Raw genomic sequence first — 23,207 nt, 5'->3', positions numbered from 1 at the left:
AAGGAAAAGCCCAATCATTTGGGCCAAGTTCGAATCTATTACCCCAAAGGGAGTTAACGTCTTTTTTTCTTTCTTGCGACTTTTTTCTTCGCTGCTCTTTTTTTAGCAGTTTTCTTTTTCGCAGGTCTCTTTTTAGCGAGAACTTTCTTAGTTTTTTTCTTTGCCACTTTTTTCTTTTTAGCAGCTTTCTTCTTCGCGGCCTTTTTCTTTTTAGGAGCCGCTTTTTTCTTTGCTGCTTTCTTTTTTGCGGCCTTTTTCTTCTTAGGAGCTGCTTTTTTAACCACAACTACTACTTCCGGTGCAGGTTCTTCTTGAATCTGTGGAATTTCTATTGTTTCGTTTTCTTCCATACATGTAACCTTATGAAGATAGTATCAAATCTTCCTTCTGGAAACGATAACAATGTTTGGATTCTTAAAAGTAAATTCATTTTTGTTTTCATCAATAGAAGATAGGAGAATTATTAGAAAATAATCTGATTTTTCATAATATAGAAGATAAATCTTCCCACTAAAGGTCTATAAAGGTAAATTTCACCTAACCCAAAAGATACGAATTCCAATCTAATTTTCTCCTTAGGAGTCTAGAGAATCATTTTCTAAACGATGAATTTCTTCTTCATATTCGCTTGCCCTCTCAGGTCGATTAGACTTTTTATAAAGTCTCACGAGGATTTTGATCACGGGAATTACGTCAGGTTTACGACTATAAATCCTTTCTGCCATATCAATGGCTTCGTCAATCAAACTTGCTTTGGCATATTGGATTGCACCTTCCAATATCATTTGTAAACCAGAAGGGTGATTGTTGGAAAATATTTCTGCCGCTTTGCCCGCTTCTATTGGTTTTTCCAATTTTCGATATACTCGGTACAATAATTTCCACACAGCAGGGTCGTATGCATAAGAATCTGCATAATTTTTCAACAAATTTAGAGCTTCCGGGAAGTTGTTTCTTTGAATTAGGCGAATTGGTTCTTCCAAACCGGATTCTCTGGTTTTTATATCGATTGTAGTTTGAGGTTGGAAACGAATGCTAAGTAAGGAAAGATCATCCGTCAGTTCTCCAATATTTTGAAGTCGAAGGCCTAGTTTTTCAATATCTCCGTCACTTTCTTCCACCTGAGTTAAAATTGAAGTGTGATCCATATTAATCACACGATTGGATTTGGAATCAAAACCTATACTTAAATCATCACGCCCATCAGATCCAATGATGATCGTATCTCCTGGACGAATCCAACAAGTTTCGATGAGAGCTTTATCCTTTTGCATTCCCAATTTAAAGTTAGTGGCTTTTTCCGATAAAAAACTTGCCTTTCCTTCACGAAAACGAATGGGAAATGGGTGTTCTGCATTTATATAATATAAAAAACCATTTTCCTCATCTACCAAACCAAGAAGCAATGACATAGACATAGAACCATCAAATCCTTCAAATATATCGTTGAAATCATTGAGAGCGGTATGTAACCAACGTTCAGGGAAGTATCCAGAAAGAATTCCTTCTCTATGGGTCCTTTCAATGAGTGCTCGGAATGCTGTCCCAAAAACAAGCACACCCCCTGCCCCTTGCATGGATTTTCCCATCGCATCTCCGTTCGCAAAAACACAGTAACTACGTCCCCTAAGAACAATTTGGTCAGCGACACAAATATCCCCACCCAATTCATATTCCCTATTTTTGAATTGGAACGATTTTTTTTGTTTGATGTAAGTTTGGAACAAAACGGATTTCGATCGAATACGAATTCCAGAAAGTGGACGTGTGAGAAGAGAGGTAAGATAATAATCTCCGTCTTGTTGGTATTTCAATCGGCTCACTTCACCAATCGCATCTTCATAGGACCTGTTGAGAGTTCTTAACATCAGTCCCAGTAAAAATAATATAGAGACACCTGTGATCAGAAAATCTTCACTTCTTGCTTTTTCAGAAGAATAATCATAAAACCATTCAGGATGGATGTTTTGGACGTAATTAACTACAAACAATGCGCATACAAAAAATACAATGGCGATCCAATCATATTTATTTCCGAGGATGAGCATGTTTAATACTAGGATCGGAGCAAGTAACATTACATTCGCACTGACAATCCCACCACTGTATTTGATCTGCAAAAAAGCAGTTAAGGAACTGATGATAAAGGTAGGTAAAATCAAGATCTGAAATAAATGGCGGAACCTAGCTAAATAATAAAAGACACATGCAAAACCAAATGCCATCCATAAAGCAATGAGCCCACCCATCTCAAAACCTTCGCGGAAAAATTCAGAAGAAAGGCCCACTCCCATAGCGACAATTCCAGCAAGGAGGGTTCCATTCAAAATTCTGTGTCTCATCACAAAACGATCCGTTGATCCCAAAACAGAGGATACAAACTCAGACAAAATCTTTTTTAATTTCCTGATGATGGAACGACCATTAGCTCCTAACATAAACCTTCTCCCTTTTCGCAAATGTACAAAACCTCAAGTCCTTCTTCTCAAAAGTAGAAAATAAGATCCCGCACTAGTGTGTTTTTTGGCGTAAGGAGTAAATTGACAAAAAACCGACTACTGTCGATTATTTTTTAGAAAATTCAGAATTCCCGCTTCGGTCTTTCTATTGGCGGTAAAGTAAGTATTCTGGGAAATAAAAACGTAGGTAGGCAATGGCCGCCCTGGCTGCTTCGTTTACCATCTCCTCTGTGATTTCACCTTGTTCCCGAAAGGAATACCGAAAGACGGAATCGATCAAGGAAACAGCAATGCCCACCTTACGATTTAAATCAGGGAAATCAGGGAGTAAAAAACGAGCCTCCACTTGTGATAAAGCCAGTTTGGTAATCGATGAATCTAAAACTTTTCCCACATGCATAGTTTCTTCATTCCGTACCCCATAAACCACGCGCATCAATGCTTTGTCTTCCCTCACCACTGCTGCCGCCTCTCTGGCAAGAAAATGGACATAGTCCTGCCAAGTTTTAAAATCGGAAGTGTCTACCTTTGCCAATCGCAATGAAACCATTTGGGAATGCACCATACGAAGTCCGAGATACAAAGCACCCATATTGGGAAAAAAATGATAAGCAGAGGCTCTAGGAATTTTTGCTCGGGCACAAACTTTGGCAAAAGTGATGGAAGCAGGTTCCTCTTCTCGTAGTAATTCCCTTAATGATTGTACGAGGAGAAACCTGCGGTTTTGGTCCTCTGTTTTCTCTTTTTCCTGTCTTTCGTTGGATATTGGCATACGAGTGACCACTAAAAGTCGACGAAAGCCGAGTTTTTGAAAAGTTTCAATCCAAAAAACTAATAATTCATTAAAAATTAGTCGACACATGCCCATCAGAATCTAAATTAAAATCGACAAATGTCGGGTATTGATTTACTCCATGCAGTTAGAAAGGAAACAGTCGATGATCGAATCAAAAATAAAGTCAGTAAAAAAGTCAATGCTTGCCGCCTGTGTTAAGTTAGCTGATTTGGGTTTTTTAGCAGGAGTAGGTGGAAATTTAGCCGTTCGAATCAATTCGGAATTGATGGCAGTCACGCCTTCCGCAACCGATTATTATACAATGAAACCTGATGATCTTTGTATTTTACAAATTAAAGATTTAAAGATGGTCGAAGGAACCAAACAACCAACAACCGAAAGTGGAATTCACGCATCCTTTTTTAGTTTGAGACCTGAGATTGAAGTGAGTTTACACACACACCAACCACTGGCAAGTGCTGTATCTTTACTTGGTTTGGACATGGATATTGAATCCCAAGAAGGAAAAAAGAATATTGGATATTTTGTACGAATTGTATCCTATGCTCCTTCTGGTACATCCTTTCTTGTCAAAGCTTTTCGTAAAAGAATTATCAAAGAGACCAATGCCTATCTTTTGCGTAACCATGGTTTGGTTTGCGGAGCTTTGACTTTGGAACAAGCAATCACAAGTGTAAAGTTATTAGAAAAGGAAGCGGCACATTTTCTAAAAACAAGAATCGAAAAAAATCCAAATGTTTCCCTGATGCCAAAAGAAATGAAAGCCCAGTTAATGGAGGCTCTCTAATATCAATTTGCGAATTTGATATAAGGAAAAAAAATGAAATCATCTACAACCAAAAAACAATATTCAAAATCAGAGATACAAACTGATGCTGAGGAATTAAATCATTTATGGCACCGCTTAGATTCCAAAGGTTTATTACAAACTCATAAAGCCGATCTTTCCTTTCGTCTTCCGGGCAAAGGAAGTTTCCTTCTCATCCACAGGGGAGAAGGAAAAAAATCAAACGTGGAAATAAGTGAATTCCCAATCGAAAATCCAACCGCAGCGATCAAAATCCAGTCGAAGAACGAAGAGACTCTCCATCAAATACGCTTTCATGCCAGTTTATATGCTTTAAGGTCTGATATCGGGGCCATTGTTTCCTTTCAGCCAGAGTGGAGTTCTTTATTAAAGACACTGAACCATCCTCTCCCATTAGTATTCGATGAACAGTGCCGCCAATTAGGAGCACCCGTTTTTCCCATTCCCAAACGCATTGATGGAACCGTAGAAGCTAGTTCCATTGTCCTCGGAGGAGCCAATGCTTTTTTGGATGAAGAGGCCGTGGTCATCACCAGTGTCACTCGAGAGAAAGCCATATACAATTGTGAGTTGATTGAAAAATGTTCGAAAGCTTATCTTTTGGCTCACTCCACAGGAAGTCCGATCAAAAACATTCCTTGGTGGGTACGTTTCATTGCAAAAAGTAGGCTCCTTAAAGACGAAAAAAAAGCAAGTGCCGCCTATGCCCGTGGTGAAAGGCCCACGGGATTTAAGGCCTACTAACACTAGTTCAATCAGAAAAGCACACTAACGGATTCCTAAGTAAATATCAAACTGGGAATGGTTGGGGTCTTTGGCATTGGTACCGTAAATTTCCAAATCCGTTTTGTAAGACCGATTTTTGCGGTATGTTTCTTCCGACCAAATTTTTTTCCAGGTGTTGATTCCAATTTCAGAAATGGGACCCCAATCTGTGGGAACATGAAGATAATCAGATGCGGCCACACGGATGGCTGTTAAATGAGGCGGAAGGGAATCTAGAGTGCTGACTTTTGTACCAATTAAAATGGTGTATTCCCCGTTTTCATCCGTTTCAAATTCGGTGTAAGCCACTACAATTTCGGAAGAGACCAAAGGATTTGGAATTTGGGAAAGAATCCCCTCTTCCCAAAACCTTTGCCAAAGGGCGGCAATTTTTCCTTTTCCAGCCATTTCTTTGGCATTAGAAGTTCGTGTTGTGATCCCAACTAGGACCATTGATTCTAAATGAATTTGGTTTGTTGCAGTTTGTTCCATAAATAAATCCTAACGCAAACTGGATTTGGGTTCTTGACTATTTGTGCTTTTTTATAAGGAAGTAGAAGGAAAATGCAGCAAATTGAAACCTAGTTCCTCCAGACAACAGAAACTAGGATGTTGAAATGATATTTACTGAATGGGGATGTAAATTTCTGATTCTGGATGAGTATTTGATTGGAACCGGTCATCGAATAAATCGAAATCGTCACTAAATTCTCTTTCGTATCCAGTATTTGGCATCCAAGTTCCATAAATATATTTCCAACCATTGAGGATGTCTTCATTAGTATTTCCTGGAACAGTAAAAACCATATACTTTGCTGGTTTCATCCTGTGAGAAACAAATCCTTCAGGTATTTTCGTGAGCGAATTCACTTGCGCACCAATGATCACATCAAAATTTTCCGCATAATCCCAGTTAGAGTAGATTCCCATTAAGGAATGATCAATTCGGTTAGGAATAGATTCCATAAAACCATTTCCCATAAATTCACCCCAAAACTTGGGTATGTCAATTTCATTCTGACATTTTTGCATAGTAGTCCGATGAGGTTTTCCAATTAGAAAAAATTCGTTTTTGGTAATGACGGTAGTTTTGATATTTGATCCATCAATGCGAACTTTATTTCGTAAAGGTTCTATTTCCAGTTTGGGAAAATTGATATGATTTGCTGTTTTTCGATATTCTGAAGGATTGATTCCGTATTCAGTACGAAAAGCACGGAGAAAAGATTCAGGGGTTGTATAATGATATTTTAAAGCAATATCAATGATTTTTTCTTTTCCCAAAATCAAATCATTACCGGCTTCTGTTAACCTACGTTTTTTTAAATATGTATAAACAGAATATCCTGTCACATAACGAAAAATTCTTTGAAAATGCCATCTCGATTGGAAAGCATTTTTAGATACATCCTCCACTCGGATGTTTTCTGTTAAATTCAACTCCATAAAACGAATGGCAAGTTCTATATGATCATAATAGTCCATAGGATTACCAAATTTTGAATAAGACTAAATTTTGTGAATTGATTAAATTTCCTCTGGCCACTGGTTTTTGATTTCAAGAATCTTCGGCAAAACCGAGATAAACTTTTGGACTAAATCAGGATCAAAATGTGATCCAGATTCTTTTTTTAAAAAATCCACAGCGTCTACAACTTCCCATGCTTTTTTATAGGGACGAACAGTAGTTAAAGCATCAAATACGTCTGCTATTGCAATGATTCTACCTTCTAAGGGAATTTGTTCTCCTTTCAATTGATACGGATATCCGCTTCCATCAAATTTTTCATGATGGGTAATGGCAATGGATCTTGCTAACTTTAATAAACTTGAATGATGATCTCCAATAATTTCAGCCCCGATCTCGGGATGTCGTTTCATAATTTCCCATTCTTCAGGTGTAAGTTTTCCCGGTTTTTGGATGATGTAATCAGGAATTCCAATTTTTCCCACATCATGCATAGGTGCTGCATTGAGAATCTCTTCGGCGGCTTCATTAGAATAACCGTGGGCCAATGCTAAGGTTTGGGAATAATGACTCATTCGAATTACATGCATACCAGTTTCATTGTCTTTGTATTCAGATGCCATTCCCAAACGTTGTACAATTTGTAATCTAGTGGCCTTAACTTCATTTACATCAACTAAAGATAAATGGTTCTTAACTCTAACTTTCACTATAGGGGGACTTACTGGCTTGATAATATAATCAACAGCTCCTAACTGAAATCCTTTTTCCTCGTCACCAACTTCCGTTAATGCTGTCACAAAAATCACCGGAATGAATTTTGTTTTTTCGTTGGATTTCAGGATCTTACAAACCTCATGTCCTGTCATCTTTGGCATCATTACATCGAGTAAAATGATATCTGGCAATTGTGATATAGCCAGCTCAATTCCCTTCTCTCCATCTTTAGCAAAAAACAAAGTATAATCATTTTGCAAAATATCATTTAATATCTGTAAGTTAGCAGGTTCATCATCTACCACTAATACTTTTGGTTTCGTATTCATTTCCCTATTATTCTCCAAAAATCTGAATTTCCAAGTGGTTTAACTTCAAAACCGTAGTGTCGAAATCAAACTGACTGATGGAAGATTCAATTTCTAAAATATGCTGATTAAATTTTGTATTTCGTAATAATTGCGAGAGTATTCGCCATTCGTCCTGAAGATAAGATCCTTGGGAAAAAGATATTATTAATCTTTGTATCCTTTCTCTAATCTGATTTAGATTTTCGTTAGGTATTTCTTGATGAATGTTTTCAACTTTATGGTCCTCTTTGAGAGGAAACGAAAATTGCGATTGAAACTGAAGGTAGACCTCAGAAAAAACTCCTTTTAAACTTTCAAAATCTTCCGTGTTAAGTTTCGAAACTAGTAGTTTTTTCTCCAAACGATTGGTTTCCTTGGCAATCGGAAGAATTCCCAAATTGGAAGAAACACCTTTCAATCTATGTAGAAATGTTTGTTGGTCTGTTGGAGTTTGGGAGAGATCGTTCCATTCTTGAATTTCTTTTTGAAAATCTAAAAAGAAACCATTTAACATTTTTATATATTTTTTTATAGATCCAAAAAGTTGGATTCCCCGATACAATTGAAAAACATCTTCTTTTTGCATTTGGTTGGACCGAGAAATTACGTTTGGCAAAGGATGGTGCGAAATGACCTTTTTTATTTCTAAAAATAAATCATGAATGTCTATTGGTTTGGATACAAAACCATCCATACCGGCTTCCTTTGCGGACAGCCGATCTTCTTCAAATACACTCGCAGACAAAGCAAGTATCGGAACACGATTACTTTTTTCTTTTTCATACAACCTGATTTGCCTTGTCGCCTCCAATCCGTCCATCTCCGGCATCTGGATGTCCATTAAAACCAAATCAAATTGTTTTGATTTAAAAACTTCTAACGCTTCTCGTCCATTATTTGCAATTTCGACCTCATGTCCGTTAGCTGCCATAAGTAACTGAATCAACTCGACATTTTGTTTCACATCATCGACTATCAGAATTTTTAAATTAGGTAACTCAAAATTTAACTGAATCGTCTCATTGATATCTAAAACTGGATTTCCCATTTCTAAGGGTATAGAAACGTAAAAATGGGTCCCTACTCCTTGTTCACTCTTTACCCAGATTTTTCCTTTCATGAGTTCGACTAATTGTTTTGAAATTGTTGTCCCTAGACCTGTTCCACCAAACTTTCGACTCATCGACACATCACCTTGCGTAAAGGGATCAAATATTTTTTCTAATCGATCAGATGCGATTCCAATGCCACTATCTTCGATATGAAATAAAATCTCTCCATCCATTTGAGAAACATTCAGTTGGATGAATCCTTCTTTAGTAAACTTAATCGCATTTCCTATCAGATTGGTTAAAATTTGTCTAATGCGAAGACTATCTCCCTTATAATAATCATTGATACCTTCCGAGATTTTGTATTGAAAACGTAAACCTTTTCGTTTCGCTTCGATACTCATTGCAGAACAAACTTGGTCAACAAGAGATACTAGTGAAAAGTCAAAAATCTCTAGTTCCACGGCACCTTTGTCTAATTTTGCCGAATTTAAAACATCATTCAATAAACGTAACAATGATTTTGCGGAATTTTTAACTGTCTCCAGTTGTTTTTTTTGGTTACCTATCAAATCACCAGAAAGGAGAATCTCTGTGAAACCAAGAATCGCATTCATAGGAGTTCGAATTTCATGACTCATATTTGCTAAAAAAGTTGTTTTGGTTATCGCAGCCATTTCTGCTTTTTCTTTCGATTCAATTAGGGCTTCTTCGATCATCCTTCTGTCTGTATTATCTAAGATCACCCCATCTAAAAACTTTACTTTTTTGTTTTCATCCAAAACAAGTCCGCCGTATTCTAAGACCCAACGAATGTCTCCCGATTTTTGGATGATACGATAGTTTAAAACAAAAGTATCGGATGTATCGACGGCATTTTGAATGGTATTGGCGACATGAATCCTATCTTCAGGATGGATAATATCGTTAAACGAACGTTTACGGTTTGGTTCAAGGAAGTCACTTGCAGGGTAACCTGATAAATTCAGAATGGAATCACTGATAAAAACAGAAGTCCAATCTTCATCCACTAAACAGCGATACACAATCCCTGGAATATTTTGTATAAATGATTTTAGCTGTTCTTCATTTTCCTTAAGAGCATTTTCGATCACTACTCTTTCCGAAATATCACTAATCAAACCAACAAAGACATCATCTTGGGGAAGTTTTGTATGTCCAATGGCCAAACGAATGGGAAAAGTTGTCCCATCTTTTCGAACAGCAATCGTTTCCCTACCAATTCCAATGATTTTTGCCTCCCCTGTCCTTAAATAGTTCGAAAGATAATTGTCATGGTCTCTCTGAAAGGGATTTGGCATTAGTATCTTAACATTTTGACCAATTACCTCTTTTGCCTTCCAACCAAACATCTTTTCAGCGGTAATATTAAACTCTTGTATGATACCTTTAGTATCAATCATAACAATGGCATCAGCTGCCGTTTCAATGATCGCACGTAACCTAGATTCACTTCTTAATAGATTATGAAAAAGATCTTTATAACTGATAAATGCAATGGTAACGACAGCAGATCCAATAACAAAAATACTACCAAAGCTGACAAGGGCGGCTAAAAAAAACTGATCCGAGTTTGTTTGATCTAAAACCTGATTGGATTCAACGACAAAGCGAGCAGCAGCCATTCCCGTGTAATGCATTCCAGAAATGGCACTTCCCATGACAATCCCACTAATCAAAGTTAAATACTTGGTTTTTATTTTTAACTTAGTTTCCTTCAATCGAAACTGAATCAAAATAGAAAGGATAGCAAGGGAAATTGCAACAATGAGTGAAATCAAAAACAAATATGGTTCATACAGTAATTTTGGGCGCATTTCCATAGCAGCCATTCCCATATAATGCATAAATCCAATTCCTGCGCCAACAAGGATCCCTACTGAAACCAATTCCATTTTAGAAATACTTTTTTTATTTAATGTTCGCAATGCGAAATAGGAGGCAAACAAACTGGGAAGGATAGAGAGAATTGTAATTAGTTTATCATAAGTCACTTTTGTGCATAAATCAAATGACATCATTCCAATAAAATGCATGGACCAAACTGCCCCGCCCATCGACAAACTAGATGTGAATAAAATTGCTAACCGTGAGTATTTGCTCTCCACGTTGGAAAAACGGCTGAGCATATACAAAGAAATCCAAGAAGCAAAAATAGAAATGAAAATAGAAAGAAAAACCAACCAATAATTATAGGAACCTTCCACAAAGATCAATTGATCTGCATCTAATATAAAAAAATGTCTTAAAGATTCGAGTCCCAATGTTTGATTCCTATACGTTACTTAATCCTATCCTTTATTTGAGGATTCTTTGGATACTAGGTAAATTAGATAGATTCTAAAAATTTTCTTTTCTTCTAAGTACTATTACTAAACGAAAAGGAAATAGGAGAGATATTTGTAAAATTGTGGCATTTTTCACTATCTCTAAATACTTTCATTGGAATTAATATTTGCAATTTTTGTAAATATCAATATTATAATATTATTATTTACATGGATATATTCCACTTCTAAGAAAATAGACCATCAAGGCTACCGAATATTTATATGAAAAAATAGAACGATCGGATCACTTTAAACAAATTTTCAAAGATGCAAGTTTAGATATTTACTTGCCCCTTTCTCTCTAAACCAAAAAAGTTTGGTATGGAAAAAACCTTACAGCAGAAAAATGTGATCGTTACCGGTGGTGCCCTTGGAATTGGGAAGGAAACCTGTTTGTTACTGGCAAAAAAGGGTGCCCACGTGGTTGTTTCTGATATCAATGTAGAGGAAGGTTCACGTGTTGCCAAGGAAATAGAAGATTTTGGTGGGTCCGCTGAATTTATTAAATGTGATGTTACCGTTGAAGAAGAAATCATTTCCCTTGTAGAAATCTTCAAATCTCGAAACCAAAGATTGGATATTATGGTAAACAATGCAGGGATCGCTAACAAACCCACATTTATGCACAAAGTGACTACAGAAGTTTGGAACCGGTTGTTACTTATGGACCTAACCAGTGTATTCTGGTGTCAAAAATATGCCACAAAACTGATGCTTGGTGACCGTTTAGGAGGGTCCATCATTAATGTTGCCTCCATCGCAGGACTTGGGGCATCCCCTTCTCTTGGGCCGTATTGTGTGGCCAAAGCTGGTGTGATTGAACTCACTACAACGGGGGCAATGGAGGTGGCAAGGTTTGGGGTCCGGATCAATGCGGTTTGTCCCGGTTGGACAGAAACCGCCATCTTGGATGTGGCCGGAGAAAGAGGAAAGGAAACTATGGAAAAAAATATTCCAATGGGAAGGCTTGGCAAACCCAAAGAAGTGGCAAACCTCATCGCTTTTTTAGCCTCAGAGGAATCCAGTTTTATTACGGGTTCGGTATACCGTGTGGATGGGGGAACCAGGAGTTAAGTTCTCTATTGTCTCAAACGGGAAAGGGATACGAAGGGCTTGGTCTGACAGATGTCAGACGGGAGCGTTAAGCGCACCCCGGAGTAGCCCGGTCCCCGAAAGTTGACAGGTCCAATAATATCTAGAAAAACATCAGTCCTATAACCAAGAAGGAAGTCTTTCGGGGATTCCCCCCTCCCCAAAAAAAAATCCTATCGCATGATTTCGAATAGGCGACCAAGTAAACTGTCTTGGGTTTGCATGGTTTTGGAATTGGCTTCGTAGGCGCGGTTGACTTCAATCATATCTACCATCTCAGTCACCACAGAAACATTTGATGCTTCGAGATATCCTTGTAATACTTGTGGGGCAAGAAGTTCAGGAAAGGCAGTGGGTTCGCCGGATTCAGGAGTGTCGGAATAAAACGAGTCCCCTTCTTTGTCTAGGTGGCGTGGGTTTTCGACCGTGCGAATTTTTAATTTATCGAGTAGGACCGGGTCTTCGAATCTGTTTTCGCTGAAATTGGTTCCGTCTTTGGGAGCGGTTCCGAGTTTGGCATTGATATAAATTTCCCCATTTTCTTTCACAAGGAAATTTCCTTGGTTTACTTGGATGGGACCTTTTTCGCCGAGAAGAGGAAATCCTTGCGGGGTCACGACAAATCCATTTTTATCCAAAACAAAACTTCCACTCCGAGTGAGGCGTTCGCCACGGTTCGTGAGGACAGAAAAAAAGGCAGGTTTTTCCATTCCGGGTTGGTCTTGGACCATCAAATCAAAGATATTATCAGTTTTTTTGACAGCCCCTTGTTCAAAGCGAGTGTAAACTTCGTTCACTTCGGCACCAAACCCTAGTTTACCGACCACTGGGGATGTATCAAAGGAACCCATGGGAGTTTTTCCAATCCCATCTTCAGAGTAACGATGGAGTAACATTTCGGGGAAGGTTTTGAAGACTGTGGTATCTTTTTTAAATGCAGTTTTATCAACATTGGCCAAATTGTTGGCAATTACATCCATTCGCACTTGTTGGGAAATCATCCCATTGGCACCAGTATAGAGTCCTCGTAACATAAAGTTCCTACCTATACTTTCTTTCGACAAGATCTGCAGATTCCCCAAGAGAAAATGCGACATAGTCAAAAAAGAGTTGAAGTTTTCTTTAATTTTTAGGAGAAAAGAAGGACATGAAGTTATCCATCGGAAACCTACCCCAGTCTCTCACTGAAGAAGCACTCGAAAAACTTCTTTCTGCGCATGGAAAAGTGGAACACCTCCAAATCAAACGGGACAAAATCACAAAGGTATCTTTGGGATATGGAACCGCGGAAATGGCAGATGCCGATGCTTCCAAGGCGATTTCTGCTCTGAATGGAAAGGAAGTCGAAGGAAAGGCCATCGTCCTCGTAAACCAGGAAGAACTAACAAAATCGCAAAATGAAGCTGCCAAAAAGAAAGGAAGCCCTGCGGTCGCAAAACCTACCTTCGGTAGAAACCAAACGACTGGTGGCGGTAATACGGGCGTACAAAGGAGAGGCGGTTCTCGCGGTTCATAGATGAGACAACTGACCGGTAGTTACCTCTCCATTGGAGCCGGAGAGAACCAAATCCCTCTCATCCAAGCAGCAAAAGCAAGAGGACTCAAAGTCATCTCCGTGGACACAAACCCTGAAGCTCCAGGTCTTGTGGGATCGGACATTCGTATATTAGAATCGACTCATGAGTATAGGAAAATTCTACATGCGATGAGCCGAGTCCCGCTACCTTTCAAACTGATGGGAGTGGGATCACGGTCATTTGGAAAGGCCATCTATACCGTTTCCTATTTAGCAGAAAAATTAAAACTCCGTGGAAACCCCCGAGATACAGTGAATTTGTTTTTGGATAAAGAAAAATTCAAAAACTCCGTGCAGAAGTATGGAATCCCTCTTCCCGCATCACTTCAATCAAGTGTATCTTCTAAATCTAAAGAAAAAAAATTTGAGTTAAGTTTTCCCCTCATCGCCAAACCCAAAGAAGGTTCTGGGAAAAAAGGGATTACGGTCCTTGAGTCAGAAGCGGATTATAAAAAATTTACACGTTTAAAAACTAGCGAAAGTTACCTTTTAGAACCATTCATCCATGGAGATGAAATCACGGTGCTTGGATTTGTGATTGCTAGACGATTTTATTTGGTTTCCCTCACAGATAAAATCACAACGGGAAAACCTAACTTTATTGAGGTGGCCCACGTAGCACCTTCCCAACATATCGATATGGCGGGAGAAATCAAAATGATCTGTCAGGCAGTTGTCACGGCAACCAAACTAAAAACGGGACCTTTTGTTGCGGAATTCAAAATTACAAAAAATAAAGAATGCCTTCTCATCGAATCTGCTCCAGAAGTGGGCGGCGAATTTTTAGCCGATGTATTAATCCCCGAACACTACGGATATAAATACTTTAATGATTTACTTTCTGTGACCATTGGTGAAAAAACAAGGCCTGGTTTTTTAAAAAAAGCCAAAGATGGAATCACCAAATCTGCCCTAGTGTTCACTCTCCCCCCAGAACGCCAAAAAAAAATGGGAGAACCTGTCGTCTTAGAACCAAACGCAGGTGAAACTGTCTTTTTTCAAAAACAATTAGTCAAAACGGGTGCGACACTCGATAAATTGGAAGGAAACCATAAAAGAACCCAAGTGTTTGGAATCTCTACCAAACTATCCATTTCCACCAAAGATTGGTTAGATTCCATTTTTCAAAGAATTGACTCATGAAAAATGTCTGGGATGAACACTATGAAAGGCCCAAATCCAAACTGGCCTTTCCTGATGAAAATTTAGTCCGTCTTTTATCCCGGATCCAACCAAAAAATAAAAAAGCCCTAGACTTTGGATGTGGATCAGGTAGACATTCCTATCTTTTGCAAAATGAAGGTTATTTGGTCACGGCCTGTGACACAGCAAAAACCACCATTGACCTGTTAAATGAGGAAAGTTCTTCCATTCGTTTTTTACATACACCAGGTATGAATCTCCCCTTTTCTCCAAATGAATTTGGGCTCATTGTCAGTTGGGGAGTTTTTCATTATAACCCAAGAGAGGATGCCAAAAATCTTTTATCATCTTTATATGAATCACTAGACGAAGGTGGTTATCTTTTGGGATCCATTCGTGCGGACGGAGATACTCATTTAGGTCTCAGTCAAGGCAAAATGAATTTGGCAGATCTAAACGGTGGTTATGCAGAAACCTATTCCCTAAAAGATTTAAAAAGTTTTTTATCCATTTTTTCCAAAGTATCTATTGGTTATTCGGAAAGAACTCCCCTGGGAAAACTAGAGGAACGAATTTGCCATTGGTTTTTCCTTGCTGAAAAGTAATGAATCAAAATCTTTCTTTATCTGAAGAATGCCCATTAAACCAAACTTGTGATTGGAAACCACTTTATACTACAACTGGTAAGTATTCAGGATTGTCCATAGTTGAATGTAAAACTTGTAAACTCCAAGCACTCTTCCCTCGACCCAATCAAAAAGAACTTTATTCCAAAGATTATTACCAAGGGAAAGCGGAGTATACATACATTGATGAAAGGGATCATAAAAAATATTTTCAATATGTTTGGAAGGCAAGGATTCAAAATATAAAAAAGTTTATAGGAACCGGCAACTTTTTAGATATAGGTTCTTCCTTTGGTGGATTCTTAGAAATGGCTAAAGAAGAAGGATTTTCAATCCAAGGTGTTGAAATCTCAGAGTATGCCGCACGTTATGCGAATGAAATAGGAATTCCTACATTTAACGGAAGACTAATGGATGCAAAATTTCCAAACAATCATTTTAGTGTCATCACCCTTGTTGAAGTGATTGAACATATTGAAAATCCCAAACTTTTTTTTAAAGAACTCACAAGAATCCTAAAACCGGGTGGCCTCCTTCTCCTCCAAACCGCGAATTTTGACGGATGGCAGGCAAAATCAGAAGGTTCAAATTACCATTATTACATGCCCGGTCATGTTTTTTATTACTCAGACACCATCCTAAAAAAAATATTGACTAACCTTGGATTTGGTCGTTTTGTATCTTACTTCGGAGTAGATTTTCCATTGTTAGCAAAGCTAAAAAAATCAAAGGGTTCTTTTCAAAACTGGAAAGATTATTTGCAATGGATTCGTATTTCGTATTACCACATTAAGTCCAAGTGGAAAAAAAACGGATACCCAATCACCTCTAGTTACGTTTTGTACGCTTTTAAAAAACAGGAAACATCATGAACACTCTAACAAAACCATCCTTACTTGTCAGACTGACAGCCATTCCCGAAGAAAATGGTTGGAAACGAAAACTCATCCTAAGTATTCGCGTTTTGTTAGTTTCGGTTCACAGGTTTATGAAAGACGATTGTCTCATCATAGGATCAAGTCTTGCGTATACAACTATTGTGACACTGATCCCCACTTTAACGGTAGCCCTTGCGCTGATTACCGTGGCTTCGGGAATCCAAACTAGGCAAGGGGAAATGGTAGATGACATCAACGCCTACCTACTTAGAAACAATATTCAATTCGATATCACTCCTTATCTAGAAACGTTGACGGACATTATATCGACGGCATCTCAAATTGGAGCTGTAGGTTTTGTTGTTTTTATTTTTTCCGCAACGGCAGTTTTAAGATCCCTAGAAAAAGCCTTCCATATCATTTGGAAAATTGACCTGCACAGAAATGTGATCAACAAATTCGTTTTTTACTTTTTCCTAATTTCTTTTGGTCCCCTTCTATTTGTTGTCGGGAAAAATATCACAGATAAAATTTCTGATTCGGTTCGCCCTCCTCACTTAAAGTCAATTGTTTCCACCAAACAAGGAGAACTATGGGTGGCTGGAGAAAAAGGTAATATAGGAACCATCAAAGAACTCAACAAATCCATTTCCTTTATTCCTAATGCAAGCATCGATTTTGAAAACATGCTCTGCGTTGATTTTGATACTGTGGAAACCGGAACCTGTAAAAAACCAGACATCTCAAAAGAAAATTTTTTTAGAATTCGAAGTGTTGGTAATGATTTATTTACTATTTCCGAAGACGGAACTTTTTTATATTCCAACGACTTAGGAAAAACTTGGAAACTCCATTCATTAAAAGGGATTACAATTGCAGATTTTGGTGCTATCGATTTTGACACTTTATTCATTCTCACCAAAGACACTCGTACACTTCGCTACGAAATTGGAAAAACTTTAAAAGAAATCAAACGTTTCACAGATCCGAATATAACACCAATTCGTGTTAGGTTCTTTACGGAAAAAGATGGGTTTATCTTGGACCGGGAAGGTAGATTATGGAAAACAAGCGATGGAGGGACCACTTTTTTCCCACAGGAAATTTCTCCCAAACCTTTGAATGACATTGCCTTCCTCACTCGAAATGTTGGTTTTCTCGTTGGTGATAACGGAGCTATATTCAAAACCACTGATGGAGGTTATACCTGGACTGACTTAAGCCACAGAAAATATTCTTATGAAAGAGTTTGGGTTTTTACTTCTCCCAAAAAACAAGATTACGATATATTCATCTTAACTTCTCTCGGTGATATTTTATTATCCGAAGATGAAGGTGAAAATTGGTCTACGGCTTACAAAGGAAAAGAGGGTATGATTCTAGATATGATTTTACTCTCGAAAAAGACAAAAGAAAAGGAAGTTTCCTTAGAGGAATCCACTTTGCAAAGGGATGATGGCATCGAAATCGAATCTCAAAACGAAGCAGAAACACTCAATGAAGGAATGTTAGGCATTGTTGGTGTAGGTGAATTTAATAAAATCATTCGAGTTGAAGAAGATGAAAAAGGCCAAACCATTTGGAAAAAATACCAAGGCGGAAAAAGATTTTTCTCCATGTATTCCATTTTTCAAATCCTCCTACCACTCCTTGCACTTTGGCTTTTCTTTTTATTAATTTTTAATATCATCCCCAATACTAAAGTTCCCATCAAAGCCTCTTCGATTGGAGCTGCGGTGACTGGAATCATTCTTATCATTTTCTTTTGGGGGTTTATCAACATTTACCTAACATCCTTTACCGAAAAAACAATGTTAGTGTATAAAGCACTTGCGGCCATCCCCATTGCCCTACTTGCCATTTATTCCATCTCACTCATCATTTTATATGGTGCAGAAGTCACTGCCACTTTACAATTCCCTGATCGTTACATCCTTCCTAAACATCCGTTTGAAGATACTGATAATAATCTATCGTATGAGTTTTACAAAACCATCCAAGTATTGGCTCTCACCTATGACCACCAATCCAAAAAAGGAGAACTCATCAAATTATCAAATCTCAGAAAAACACTTTTGATGCCAGAAAAAGAGTTAAATGAGATTCTAGAAAAGTTAAATGGAGCTAAACTTTTGGAAATCACCGAAGACAAACGGATAGCGCCGGTGAAACTAAAAGAACAAATTGATTTGGTAGCTTTATACGAAGAAACTTCTAGTTTCAAAATGGGGGCACCGAAAGAACTAATGAAAATTTCACCCAAACTGAATGAAAGCCTAAATGTGTTGGAAGAAAAACTAAAAGAAGAACTTAAAAAAATCTCGTTTAAAGATTTGGTTTAAATAAAACCAAATCAAACGAAAGAATTTGTTGATTTAGTTATTTTCTGAGTTTTTGAGAAAGACTGACTTTAGAAATTCGCTTTAGAAATATGGATTTTTTTTCACAGGTGGGAGAGAGGCTGACATTTGTTTGTAGATCTCTTCGGCAAGTCCCATCGATTCGTTTTGGGAAATGTTTTTTGCATACTCGTCGTATAACATGTCTTCAAAAATTTCTTCCGCATAACCACCATCAATGAGTTTTTCTTTGTGAATGGTGTTTTTCATTTCCTTTAACATCATCTTCACAAATACAGACTCAAATTCTACGGATGCATCATACAGTTTTTTTCTATAAGGATCTTCTTTGATCTCCTCACGAATATTTTGTGGGACTCGTAAGGAAGATGAACTCACCTTCCCCATAATTTCTTCGTGGTTTTCTAGTAGATTCTGAAAATCAGAAATTCCATCCTTTTTCGATGGTTTCATCTCATCCGCATAGGACTTCATCCGGGTGAGGATGGATTCATCCTGGGAGCGGCTTAGGCGATTCGAATAGTCTTGGATTTTGTGAATGTCCATATTATGTCTACTAAATCTATCGGCAGATTTTCCAATTACTGAATCACAAGTTCTGCTTTTAAAGCCCCTTGTTTCTTTAAAGCCTCAAGAATCGAAATAATGTCCCGGGTAGAAGCCCCCACCTTGTTGAGAGCTCCCACCACATCCGAAACTTGGGTGGTTTCTTTTAAAACAAAAACAGATTCGCCTTTGCCTTCTTCTTGGATGGGAAAAAAATACCGAGCCTTGTCTCTACTGGCAATTTGAATGGTCAGACCTTGTTGGGAAATGGCCACCTCATCAATGGCAATATTTGCTCCCATCACGATCGTCCCTGTCCTTTCGTTGATCACCACACGGGCCACAGGCGAAGAATTGATCGTTAAATTTTCTAACTTAGCAAGAAAGGCCAAATCCAGTTTAGGTTCTCCTGTTGCCATTTCTCCGGCGGAAGTTTGGCCAGTGGTTTTTAGAGGAAGGGGAACCAGGACTTCTGTGGGAGAGACTACTTCTGGCACAACTTGAAGTTCAGCAGTGATGGCATCCACAATGGCTCCCATCGTTGTGTAATCTTTTTCGAGAAGTGTGAGTTTGACTGATTTTGTCACAGGGGCATTGGGAACCGATTTTTCCAAAATCGCACCCATAGGAACAAGAGCCGTATTGGATCCTGATTTTTTATCAGCCCCACCACGTTTTTTCTCTTTTCCACCAAACGCGAGTACGCCGGAAGCAACAGCAATGGTTTCTCCATTCCCTGCTTTGAGTGGCGATTGCAAAAGCACTCCTCCTTCCAAAGAACGTGCATCCCCAAGAGACGAAACCAAAACATCAATTTTATCCCCTTCTTTTAAGTTGACAGGAACGTTGGCTGTGATGAGCACCGAAGCTGTGTTTTTGGCATCTCTTAGATTCTTTTTGGTATTCACACCAAGACCTGCGAGGTAATTTTGTAAGGCTTCTTCTGTGAGAGGATTTTTAGTATCTCCTGTTCCATTAAGACCAACCACAAGCCCAAAACCTGTGAGTTGGTTTTCGCGAACTGCATCAATCCGCACTAAATCTTTGAGTCTCGTTTCTACAGCAAAACTAGGGAGAGTTCCCAAAAGGAAAATTACACTTGCTACCAATGGTTTTGAGAAAAATCGGAAAGTTTCTTTTTTAAACTCTAGGTAAGTTTGATTTTGATTCATGGATAACATTCTATTTACTCACTTTCACCTAAGAGTCGTTTGATATTCTTTAAAATGATTTCTTGTTTTTCTTGTTCTGATAGTTCTGCTTTTTCCGTTACACTTCCATCGGGATTTGTGATCCGTTTCATTTGGATGTTCGGATTAGTGAGTTCTTTAGGATTTAAAGTTCCTTGGTATTCCACTCTTAAGTTGGCAATCAGATCACTCGAAATGAATCGATTTTTGTCTAAATCTTCAGGAGAAATAGTTCCCGACAAACGAAGGTTAATTCTTTCTTCCGATAAATTAAATACCTTACTTCCCTCAAGTTCCAAATTCCCCGTACCCGGATCAATCCCTGTAACAAGGACTGCCATGACACCTACCACTTTGCCTTGAGATTTGGACTTACCAACTTTGGAACGCATGTATGTGGAATTCGAGTTATAAGTTGGAAGGTCAGGAACTAACTTTTTATCGGGAACCGTTTTGATATCGTTATCAAAAGTAGCTTTGTATTCGGACTCATATTCCACTCGAAGCTCGTTTTTTAAAACTACCTTTACCACAGTCCCTGGTTGGATGGTTTTCGGATACGAATACGGATCCTTGTCTTTCCAAAGAGAATCCGCAAACAAAGTAGAAGCAGATGTAAAGAATAACAATAGAATAAGTAGAAATAAAAAAGAAAAAACTAACGTTGGAATCTTTGTAAGTTTATCTTTCAACATGATTCAGAAGTCCCCTTAAATTTCTTCCAGAAGGCAGATCCCTTCATTTTGGACTCTAGCTTTTATGATTTTTTGGGAAGCCAGATTGAGAACAGGGATTTCATCCCCTTTGTTTCCCGATGCCAGTGCCCTAGTTTTGATTTTTAAGAATAGATTCCCAGTGGTATACACAAGTTGTACTTCTTGTCCTCTTTCAATGGTGTGCAAAGTTCTCACCTGTTTTTTTTCAATGGTAGTGTCACTGGCGAGTGCTCCAAGGGCTGTTTTCCCAACAGGACTTTCTTCCACATACTCCCTGTTATGATCCGCGGTAAAAAAGGAGCGAAGTTCTACATCTTCTTCTGTTAGTACAGTTTTTGCCGGGATTTCTTTTGTTGTAAAGTAAGCCTTTTTCTTTTCTTCAATCAAAAAAGGAACCGATTCCGAATGGATCATCTTTCCCTCAAAATAATAATCCAATGGGAAAAGCCTTTTCCCCCCGTGGAGGGTGCGACCCGTATTTCTCCAAACGAGTTTCGTTCCAGAAATCGTAAGGATAGAATCTTTTTCGGAACTCAACCGAAACAAATCTCCTTCTTCACCAATCGTCTGTTCTACGGATTCTTTCAGATCCATCCAAAGAGAACGTTCCAATTCTTTTTTTGAAACTGTAGCGGTTTTTGGAAGTAAGATCCCCTCTTTTCCCATCACTTCAAAGGAAACAGATTCACCTGTTCCTTTTGTTTCTGAACTATAACGAGAATTTAAAACATCTACCAATTGTTCAGGAGTCAGAATTTTTGGTGATTGTAAATTTTGAAAAATGACTGGGTTCCAATTTCCTTTCCAGTTGGTAAAATCAGAAAGACGAATCTCCCCTGCACCCACAATGGTTTTGGGTTTTAAGTAGAGTCGAAAATCTTTTTCCTTTGCCACCATTGGCAAAGAAAGAATCAAACTAAAAAATAATAGAACCCAAAGTTTCATTAACGTTTGAGTCCAATCGCCGTAGAAAGCATGTTATCTGAGGTTTGGATGGTTTTGGAATTGGATTCATAGGCCCTTTGTGCCACAATCATATTCACCATCTCTTCCACGATTTTTACGTTACTCATTTCCAAAAATCCTTGTAAGACACTTCCGTATCCCTCTTGCGAAGGCATCCCTGGAATCTCAGGACCAGACGCCACAGTTTCACGAAACAAGTTTTTCCCCACTGCTTGGAGACCTGCCGGGTTTACAAACCGGTAGAGTTCCAATTGGCCAATGGTTGTGGGTCGAATGTCGTTACCGATTTTTACAGTCACTTCCCCTTCCTCGGAAACCATTAGGGTATTGAGAATTGCATTTTCAGGTAGGATGATCGGTGGTTCGAGTAAGTAACCGTTAGAGGTCACCACTTGTTGGTTCGAATCAATTTTAAAAGATCCATCTCTTGAGTAAGAGAAAGTGCCATCGGGCATTTGGATTTTAAAAAACGCCATCTCGCCAGTTAGAGCAAGGTCTAGTTTATTTCCTGTGGCTTGGAAAGATCCAATTTCGAATAACTTCTGTGTGGCGGCGACTTTTACCCCGTGCCCCACATTCACACCAGTAGGAATTTCGGAAACAGAGGTGGCTGGAGTTCCCGCAAGCACTTGGTGTTGGTACACTAAATCTTCGAAGTCCACACGATTCTTTTTAAAACCAGTGGTGTTTACGTTGGCAAGGTTATTGGCCACCGTATCAATATGGAATTGTTGGGCAATCATCCCGGTAGCACCGGTCCAAAGGGATCGCATCATAAAAAGGCACCTCTACAGCTTCCTATCGGTAGAGTTTAAAAAAAGCTAAGTGTCTTTTTTTTCTAATTATGTCTTATTTTCCCGTGCTCCCAAATCCGCCGGCTCCCCTTTCTGTAGCCGAAAGTTCGGCCACAACTTGGATGGGAAGTTGGGCTACCGAGTGAAGGACCATTTGGGCCACCCGAGTACCCGGCTCCAAAACAAAGTCGGCACCACTTAAGTTTAAAAGTGGGATAAGGATCTCTCCCCGATAATCAGAATCGATGGTTCCGGGACTATTTGGCATCAAAATCCGGTTTTTGGTAGAAAATCCACTCCTTGGACGAATCTGGCCTTCATACCCTTCCGGAATGGCCATCGCAAGACCTGTCGGAACAAAAACCACTTCGCCATGGGGAAGGATGAGGTTTTCAGTGAGGCAAGCAGACAAATCCATCCCCGCAGCCCCTTGGGTTTTATATTCAGGGATGACAGCTCCTTCTTTTAAGATCTGAATTTGGATTTCAGGTAATTTCATTTTGTCCTTTGTTTGCTTTGTTTTCTTTTTATTGGTTCCAGGCCAGAAGGTTCTT

22 protein-coding genes are annotated in these 23,207 nt (G+C 38.7%); 8 read left to right on the top strand and 14 right to left on the bottom strand.

From position 1 onward, the window contains the following. Positions 1–53: 53 nt before the first annotated feature. From EHR07_RS05460 to EHR07_RS05450, 3 genes are all read right to left on the bottom strand, one after another. Entirely contained in the window at positions 54–350 is a 297-nt protein-coding gene (locus tag EHR07_RS05460) for a hypothetical protein (protein ID WP_135569813.1), read from the bottom strand. A 225-nt stretch (positions 351–575) separates the two neighbouring features. Further along, positions 576–2,438, bottom strand: a complete 1,863-nt coding sequence (locus EHR07_RS05455; protein WP_135744143.1) for a PP2C family protein-serine/threonine phosphatase — start codon at positions 2,436–2,438, stop codon at positions 576–578. 166 nt (positions 2,439–2,604) lie between these two features. Further along, the gene (locus tag EHR07_RS05450) at positions 2,605–3,231 is read right to left on the bottom strand and encodes a TetR/AcrR family transcriptional regulator (protein WP_135744142.1); all 627 of its coding nucleotides are present in this window, start codon (positions 3,229–3,231) and stop codon (positions 2,605–2,607) included. 166 nt (positions 3,232–3,397) lie between these two features. Between EHR07_RS05450 and EHR07_RS05445 the strand changes: the two genes are divergently transcribed. Together EHR07_RS05445 and EHR07_RS05440 are read left to right on the top strand one after the other, a co-directional pair. Beyond that, complete coding sequence (locus tag EHR07_RS05445) at positions 3,398–4,042, top strand: class II aldolase/adducin family protein (RefSeq protein WP_135744141.1); 645 nt, start codon at positions 3,398–3,400, stop codon at positions 4,040–4,042. A gap of 33 nt (positions 4,043–4,075) precedes the next feature. Beyond that, the gene (locus EHR07_RS05440) at positions 4,076–4,807 is read left to right on the top strand and encodes a class II aldolase/adducin family protein (protein WP_135744140.1); all 732 of its coding nucleotides are present in this window, start codon (positions 4,076–4,078) and stop codon (positions 4,805–4,807) included. 24 nt (positions 4,808–4,831) lie between these two features. Here EHR07_RS05440 and EHR07_RS05435 read toward each other — a convergent pair whose 3' ends face one another. The 4 genes from EHR07_RS05435 to EHR07_RS05420 form a co-directional block, all read right to left on the bottom strand. Beyond that, positions 4,832–5,320: a GyrI-like domain-containing protein gene (locus tag EHR07_RS05435; protein WP_135744139.1), complete on the bottom strand. Its 489-nt coding sequence runs from the start codon at positions 5,318–5,320 to the stop codon at positions 4,832–4,834. Positions 5,321–5,452: 132 nt separating this feature from the next. Further along, the gene (locus EHR07_RS05430) at positions 5,453–6,313 is read right to left on the bottom strand and encodes an AraC family transcriptional regulator (protein ID WP_135744138.1); all 861 of its coding nucleotides are present in this window, start codon (positions 6,311–6,313) and stop codon (positions 5,453–5,455) included. 42 nt (positions 6,314–6,355) lie between these two features. After that, entirely contained in the window at positions 6,356–7,342 is a 987-nt protein-coding gene (locus tag EHR07_RS05425) for a response regulator (RefSeq protein WP_135744137.1), read from the bottom strand. Between the two features lie 7 nt (positions 7,343–7,349). Beyond that, positions 7,350–10,700, bottom strand: a complete 3,351-nt coding sequence (locus tag EHR07_RS05420; protein WP_135744136.1) for a PAS domain S-box protein — start codon at positions 10,698–10,700, stop codon at positions 7,350–7,352. A gap of 387 nt (positions 10,701–11,087) precedes the next feature. On the opposite strand from EHR07_RS05420, the gene EHR07_RS05415 reads away from it, so the two are divergent. Then, on the top strand, positions 11,088–11,840 hold the full coding sequence (locus EHR07_RS05415; protein WP_135744135.1) for an SDR family NAD(P)-dependent oxidoreductase: 753 nt from the start codon (positions 11,088–11,090) through the stop codon (positions 11,838–11,840). A gap of 191 nt (positions 11,841–12,031) precedes the next feature. Here EHR07_RS05415 and EHR07_RS05410 read toward each other — a convergent pair whose 3' ends face one another. Then, positions 12,032–12,892, bottom strand: coding sequence for a flagellar hook-basal body protein (locus EHR07_RS05410; protein WP_100790507.1), 861 nt, complete (start codon positions 12,890–12,892; stop codon positions 12,032–12,034). Between the two features lie 113 nt (positions 12,893–13,005). Here EHR07_RS05410 and EHR07_RS05405 point away from each other — a divergent pair, with 113 nt between their 5' ends. Genes EHR07_RS05405 through EHR07_RS05385 form a run of 5 tightly spaced genes read left to right on the top strand, consistent with a single transcriptional unit; the run spans position 13,006 to position 18,423 of the window. After that, the gene (locus tag EHR07_RS05405) at positions 13,006–13,374 is read left to right on the top strand and encodes an RNA recognition motif domain-containing protein (RefSeq protein ID WP_135744134.1); all 369 of its coding nucleotides are present in this window, start codon (positions 13,006–13,008) and stop codon (positions 13,372–13,374) included. Then, entirely contained in the window at positions 13,375–14,577 is a 1,203-nt protein-coding gene (locus EHR07_RS05400) for an ATP-grasp domain-containing protein (protein ID WP_135744133.1), read from the top strand. After that, the gene (locus tag EHR07_RS05395; protein ID WP_135744132.1) at positions 14,574–15,182 is read left to right on the top strand and encodes a class I SAM-dependent methyltransferase; all 609 of its coding nucleotides are present in this window, start codon (positions 14,574–14,576) and stop codon (positions 15,180–15,182) included. Before EHR07_RS05400 ends, EHR07_RS05395 begins: the two co-directional genes overlap by 4 nt. Further along, positions 15,182–16,075: a class I SAM-dependent methyltransferase gene (locus tag EHR07_RS05390; RefSeq protein WP_135744131.1), complete on the top strand. Its 894-nt coding sequence runs from the start codon at positions 15,182–15,184 to the stop codon at positions 16,073–16,075. The genes EHR07_RS05395 and EHR07_RS05390 overlap by 1 nt, the downstream gene beginning before the upstream one ends. Beyond that, a complete protein-coding gene (locus EHR07_RS05385; protein WP_135744130.1) occupies positions 16,072–18,423 on the top strand; it encodes a YhjD/YihY/BrkB family envelope integrity protein in 2,352 nt (783 codons plus the stop codon). Before EHR07_RS05390 ends, EHR07_RS05385 begins: the two co-directional genes overlap by 4 nt. 81 nt (positions 18,424–18,504) lie before the next feature. Here the strand turns inward: EHR07_RS05385 and EHR07_RS05380 are convergent, their stop codons facing one another. From EHR07_RS05380 to dut, 6 genes are all read right to left on the bottom strand, one after another. After that, complete coding sequence (locus EHR07_RS05380; RefSeq protein ID WP_135744129.1) at positions 18,505–18,987, bottom strand: rod-binding protein; 483 nt, start codon at positions 18,985–18,987, stop codon at positions 18,505–18,507. Between the two features lie 35 nt (positions 18,988–19,022). After that, positions 19,023–20,159, bottom strand: coding sequence for a flagellar basal body P-ring protein FlgI (locus tag EHR07_RS05375; RefSeq protein WP_238777763.1), 1,137 nt, complete (start codon positions 20,157–20,159; stop codon positions 19,023–19,025). A gap of 14 nt (positions 20,160–20,173) precedes the next feature. Beyond that, positions 20,174–20,872: a flagellar basal body L-ring protein FlgH gene (locus tag EHR07_RS05370; RefSeq protein ID WP_238777761.1), complete on the bottom strand. Its 699-nt coding sequence runs from the start codon at positions 20,870–20,872 to the stop codon at positions 20,174–20,176. A 15-nt stretch (positions 20,873–20,887) separates the two neighbouring features. Further along, entirely contained in the window at positions 20,888–21,838 is a 951-nt protein-coding gene (gene flgA, locus EHR07_RS05365) for a flagellar basal body P-ring formation chaperone FlgA (RefSeq protein ID WP_135744127.1), read from the bottom strand. Next, on the bottom strand, positions 21,838–22,635 hold the full coding sequence (gene flgG / locus EHR07_RS05360; protein ID WP_100790205.1) for a flagellar basal-body rod protein FlgG: 798 nt from the start codon (positions 22,633–22,635) through the stop codon (positions 21,838–21,840). Before flgG ends, flgA begins: the two co-directional genes overlap by 1 nt. 73 nt (positions 22,636–22,708) lie before the next feature. Then, entirely contained in the window at positions 22,709–23,152 is a 444-nt protein-coding gene (dut, locus tag EHR07_RS05355; RefSeq protein ID WP_135744126.1) for a dUTP diphosphatase, read from the bottom strand. Positions 23,153–23,207: the final 55 nt, after the last annotated feature.

The sequence above is a fragment of the Leptospira bandrabouensis genome (genome assembly GCF_004770905.1).
GTDB classification, from domain to species: domain Bacteria; phylum Spirochaetota; class Leptospiria; order Leptospirales; family Leptospiraceae; genus Leptospira_A; species Leptospira_A bandrabouensis.
The sequence above is the reverse complement of the archived record's forward strand: the minus strand, read 5'-3'. Positions and strand labels throughout refer to the sequence as shown.

Coding starts and splice junctions, on each gene's coding strand:
- EHR07_RS05460 (WP_135569813.1), bottom strand. CDS start 350: ATGGAAGAAAACGAAACAATAGAAATTCCACAGATTCAAGAAGAACCT.
- EHR07_RS05455 (WP_135744143.1), bottom strand. CDS start 2,438: ATGTTAGGAGCTAATGGTCGTTCCATCATCAGGAAATTAAAAAAGATT.
- EHR07_RS05450 (WP_135744142.1), bottom strand. CDS start 3,231: ATGCCAATATCCAACGAAAGACAGGAAAAAGAGAAAACAGAGGACCAA.
- EHR07_RS05445 (WP_135744141.1), top strand. CDS start 3,398: ATGATCGAATCAAAAATAAAGTCAGTAAAAAAGTCAATGCTTGCCGCC.
- EHR07_RS05440 (WP_135744140.1), top strand. CDS start 4,076: ATGAAATCATCTACAACCAAAAAACAATATTCAAAATCAGAGATACAA.
- EHR07_RS05435 (WP_135744139.1), bottom strand. CDS start 5,320: ATGGAACAAACTGCAACAAACCAAATTCATTTAGAATCAATGGTCCTA.
- EHR07_RS05430 (WP_135744138.1), bottom strand. CDS start 6,313: ATGGACTATTATGATCATATAGAACTTGCCATTCGTTTTATGGAGTTG.
- EHR07_RS05425 (WP_135744137.1), bottom strand. CDS start 7,342: ATGAATACGAAACCAAAAGTATTAGTGGTAGATGATGAACCTGCTAAC.
- EHR07_RS05415 (WP_135744135.1), top strand. CDS start 11,088: ATGGAAAAAACCTTACAGCAGAAAAATGTGATCGTTACCGGTGGTGCC.
- EHR07_RS05410 (WP_100790507.1), bottom strand. CDS start 12,892: ATGTTACGAGGACTCTATACTGGTGCCAATGGGATGATTTCCCAACAA.
- EHR07_RS05405 (WP_135744134.1), top strand. CDS start 13,006: ATGAAGTTATCCATCGGAAACCTACCCCAGTCTCTCACTGAAGAAGCA.
- EHR07_RS05400 (WP_135744133.1), top strand. CDS start 13,375: ATGAGACAACTGACCGGTAGTTACCTCTCCATTGGAGCCGGAGAGAAC.
- EHR07_RS05395 (WP_135744132.1), top strand. CDS start 14,574: ATGAAAAATGTCTGGGATGAACACTATGAAAGGCCCAAATCCAAACTG.
- EHR07_RS05390 (WP_135744131.1), top strand. CDS start 15,182: ATGAATCAAAATCTTTCTTTATCTGAAGAATGCCCATTAAACCAAACT.
- EHR07_RS05385 (WP_135744130.1), top strand. CDS start 16,072: ATGAACACTCTAACAAAACCATCCTTACTTGTCAGACTGACAGCCATT.
- EHR07_RS05380 (WP_135744129.1), bottom strand. CDS start 18,987: ATGGACATTCACAAAATCCAAGACTATTCGAATCGCCTAAGCCGCTCC.
- EHR07_RS05375 (WP_238777763.1), bottom strand. CDS start 20,159: ATGAATCAAAATCAAACTTACCTAGAGTTTAAAAAAGAAACTTTCCGA.
- EHR07_RS05370 (WP_238777761.1), bottom strand. CDS start 20,872: ATGTTGAAAGATAAACTTACAAAGATTCCAACGTTAGTTTTTTCTTTT.
- flgA (WP_135744127.1), bottom strand. CDS start 21,838: ATGAAACTTTGGGTTCTATTATTTTTTAGTTTGATTCTTTCTTTGCCA.
- flgG (WP_100790205.1), bottom strand. CDS start 22,635: ATGATGCGATCCCTTTGGACCGGTGCTACCGGGATGATTGCCCAACAA.
- dut (WP_135744126.1), bottom strand. CDS start 23,152: ATGAAATTACCTGAAATCCAAATTCAGATCTTAAAAGAAGGAGCTGTC.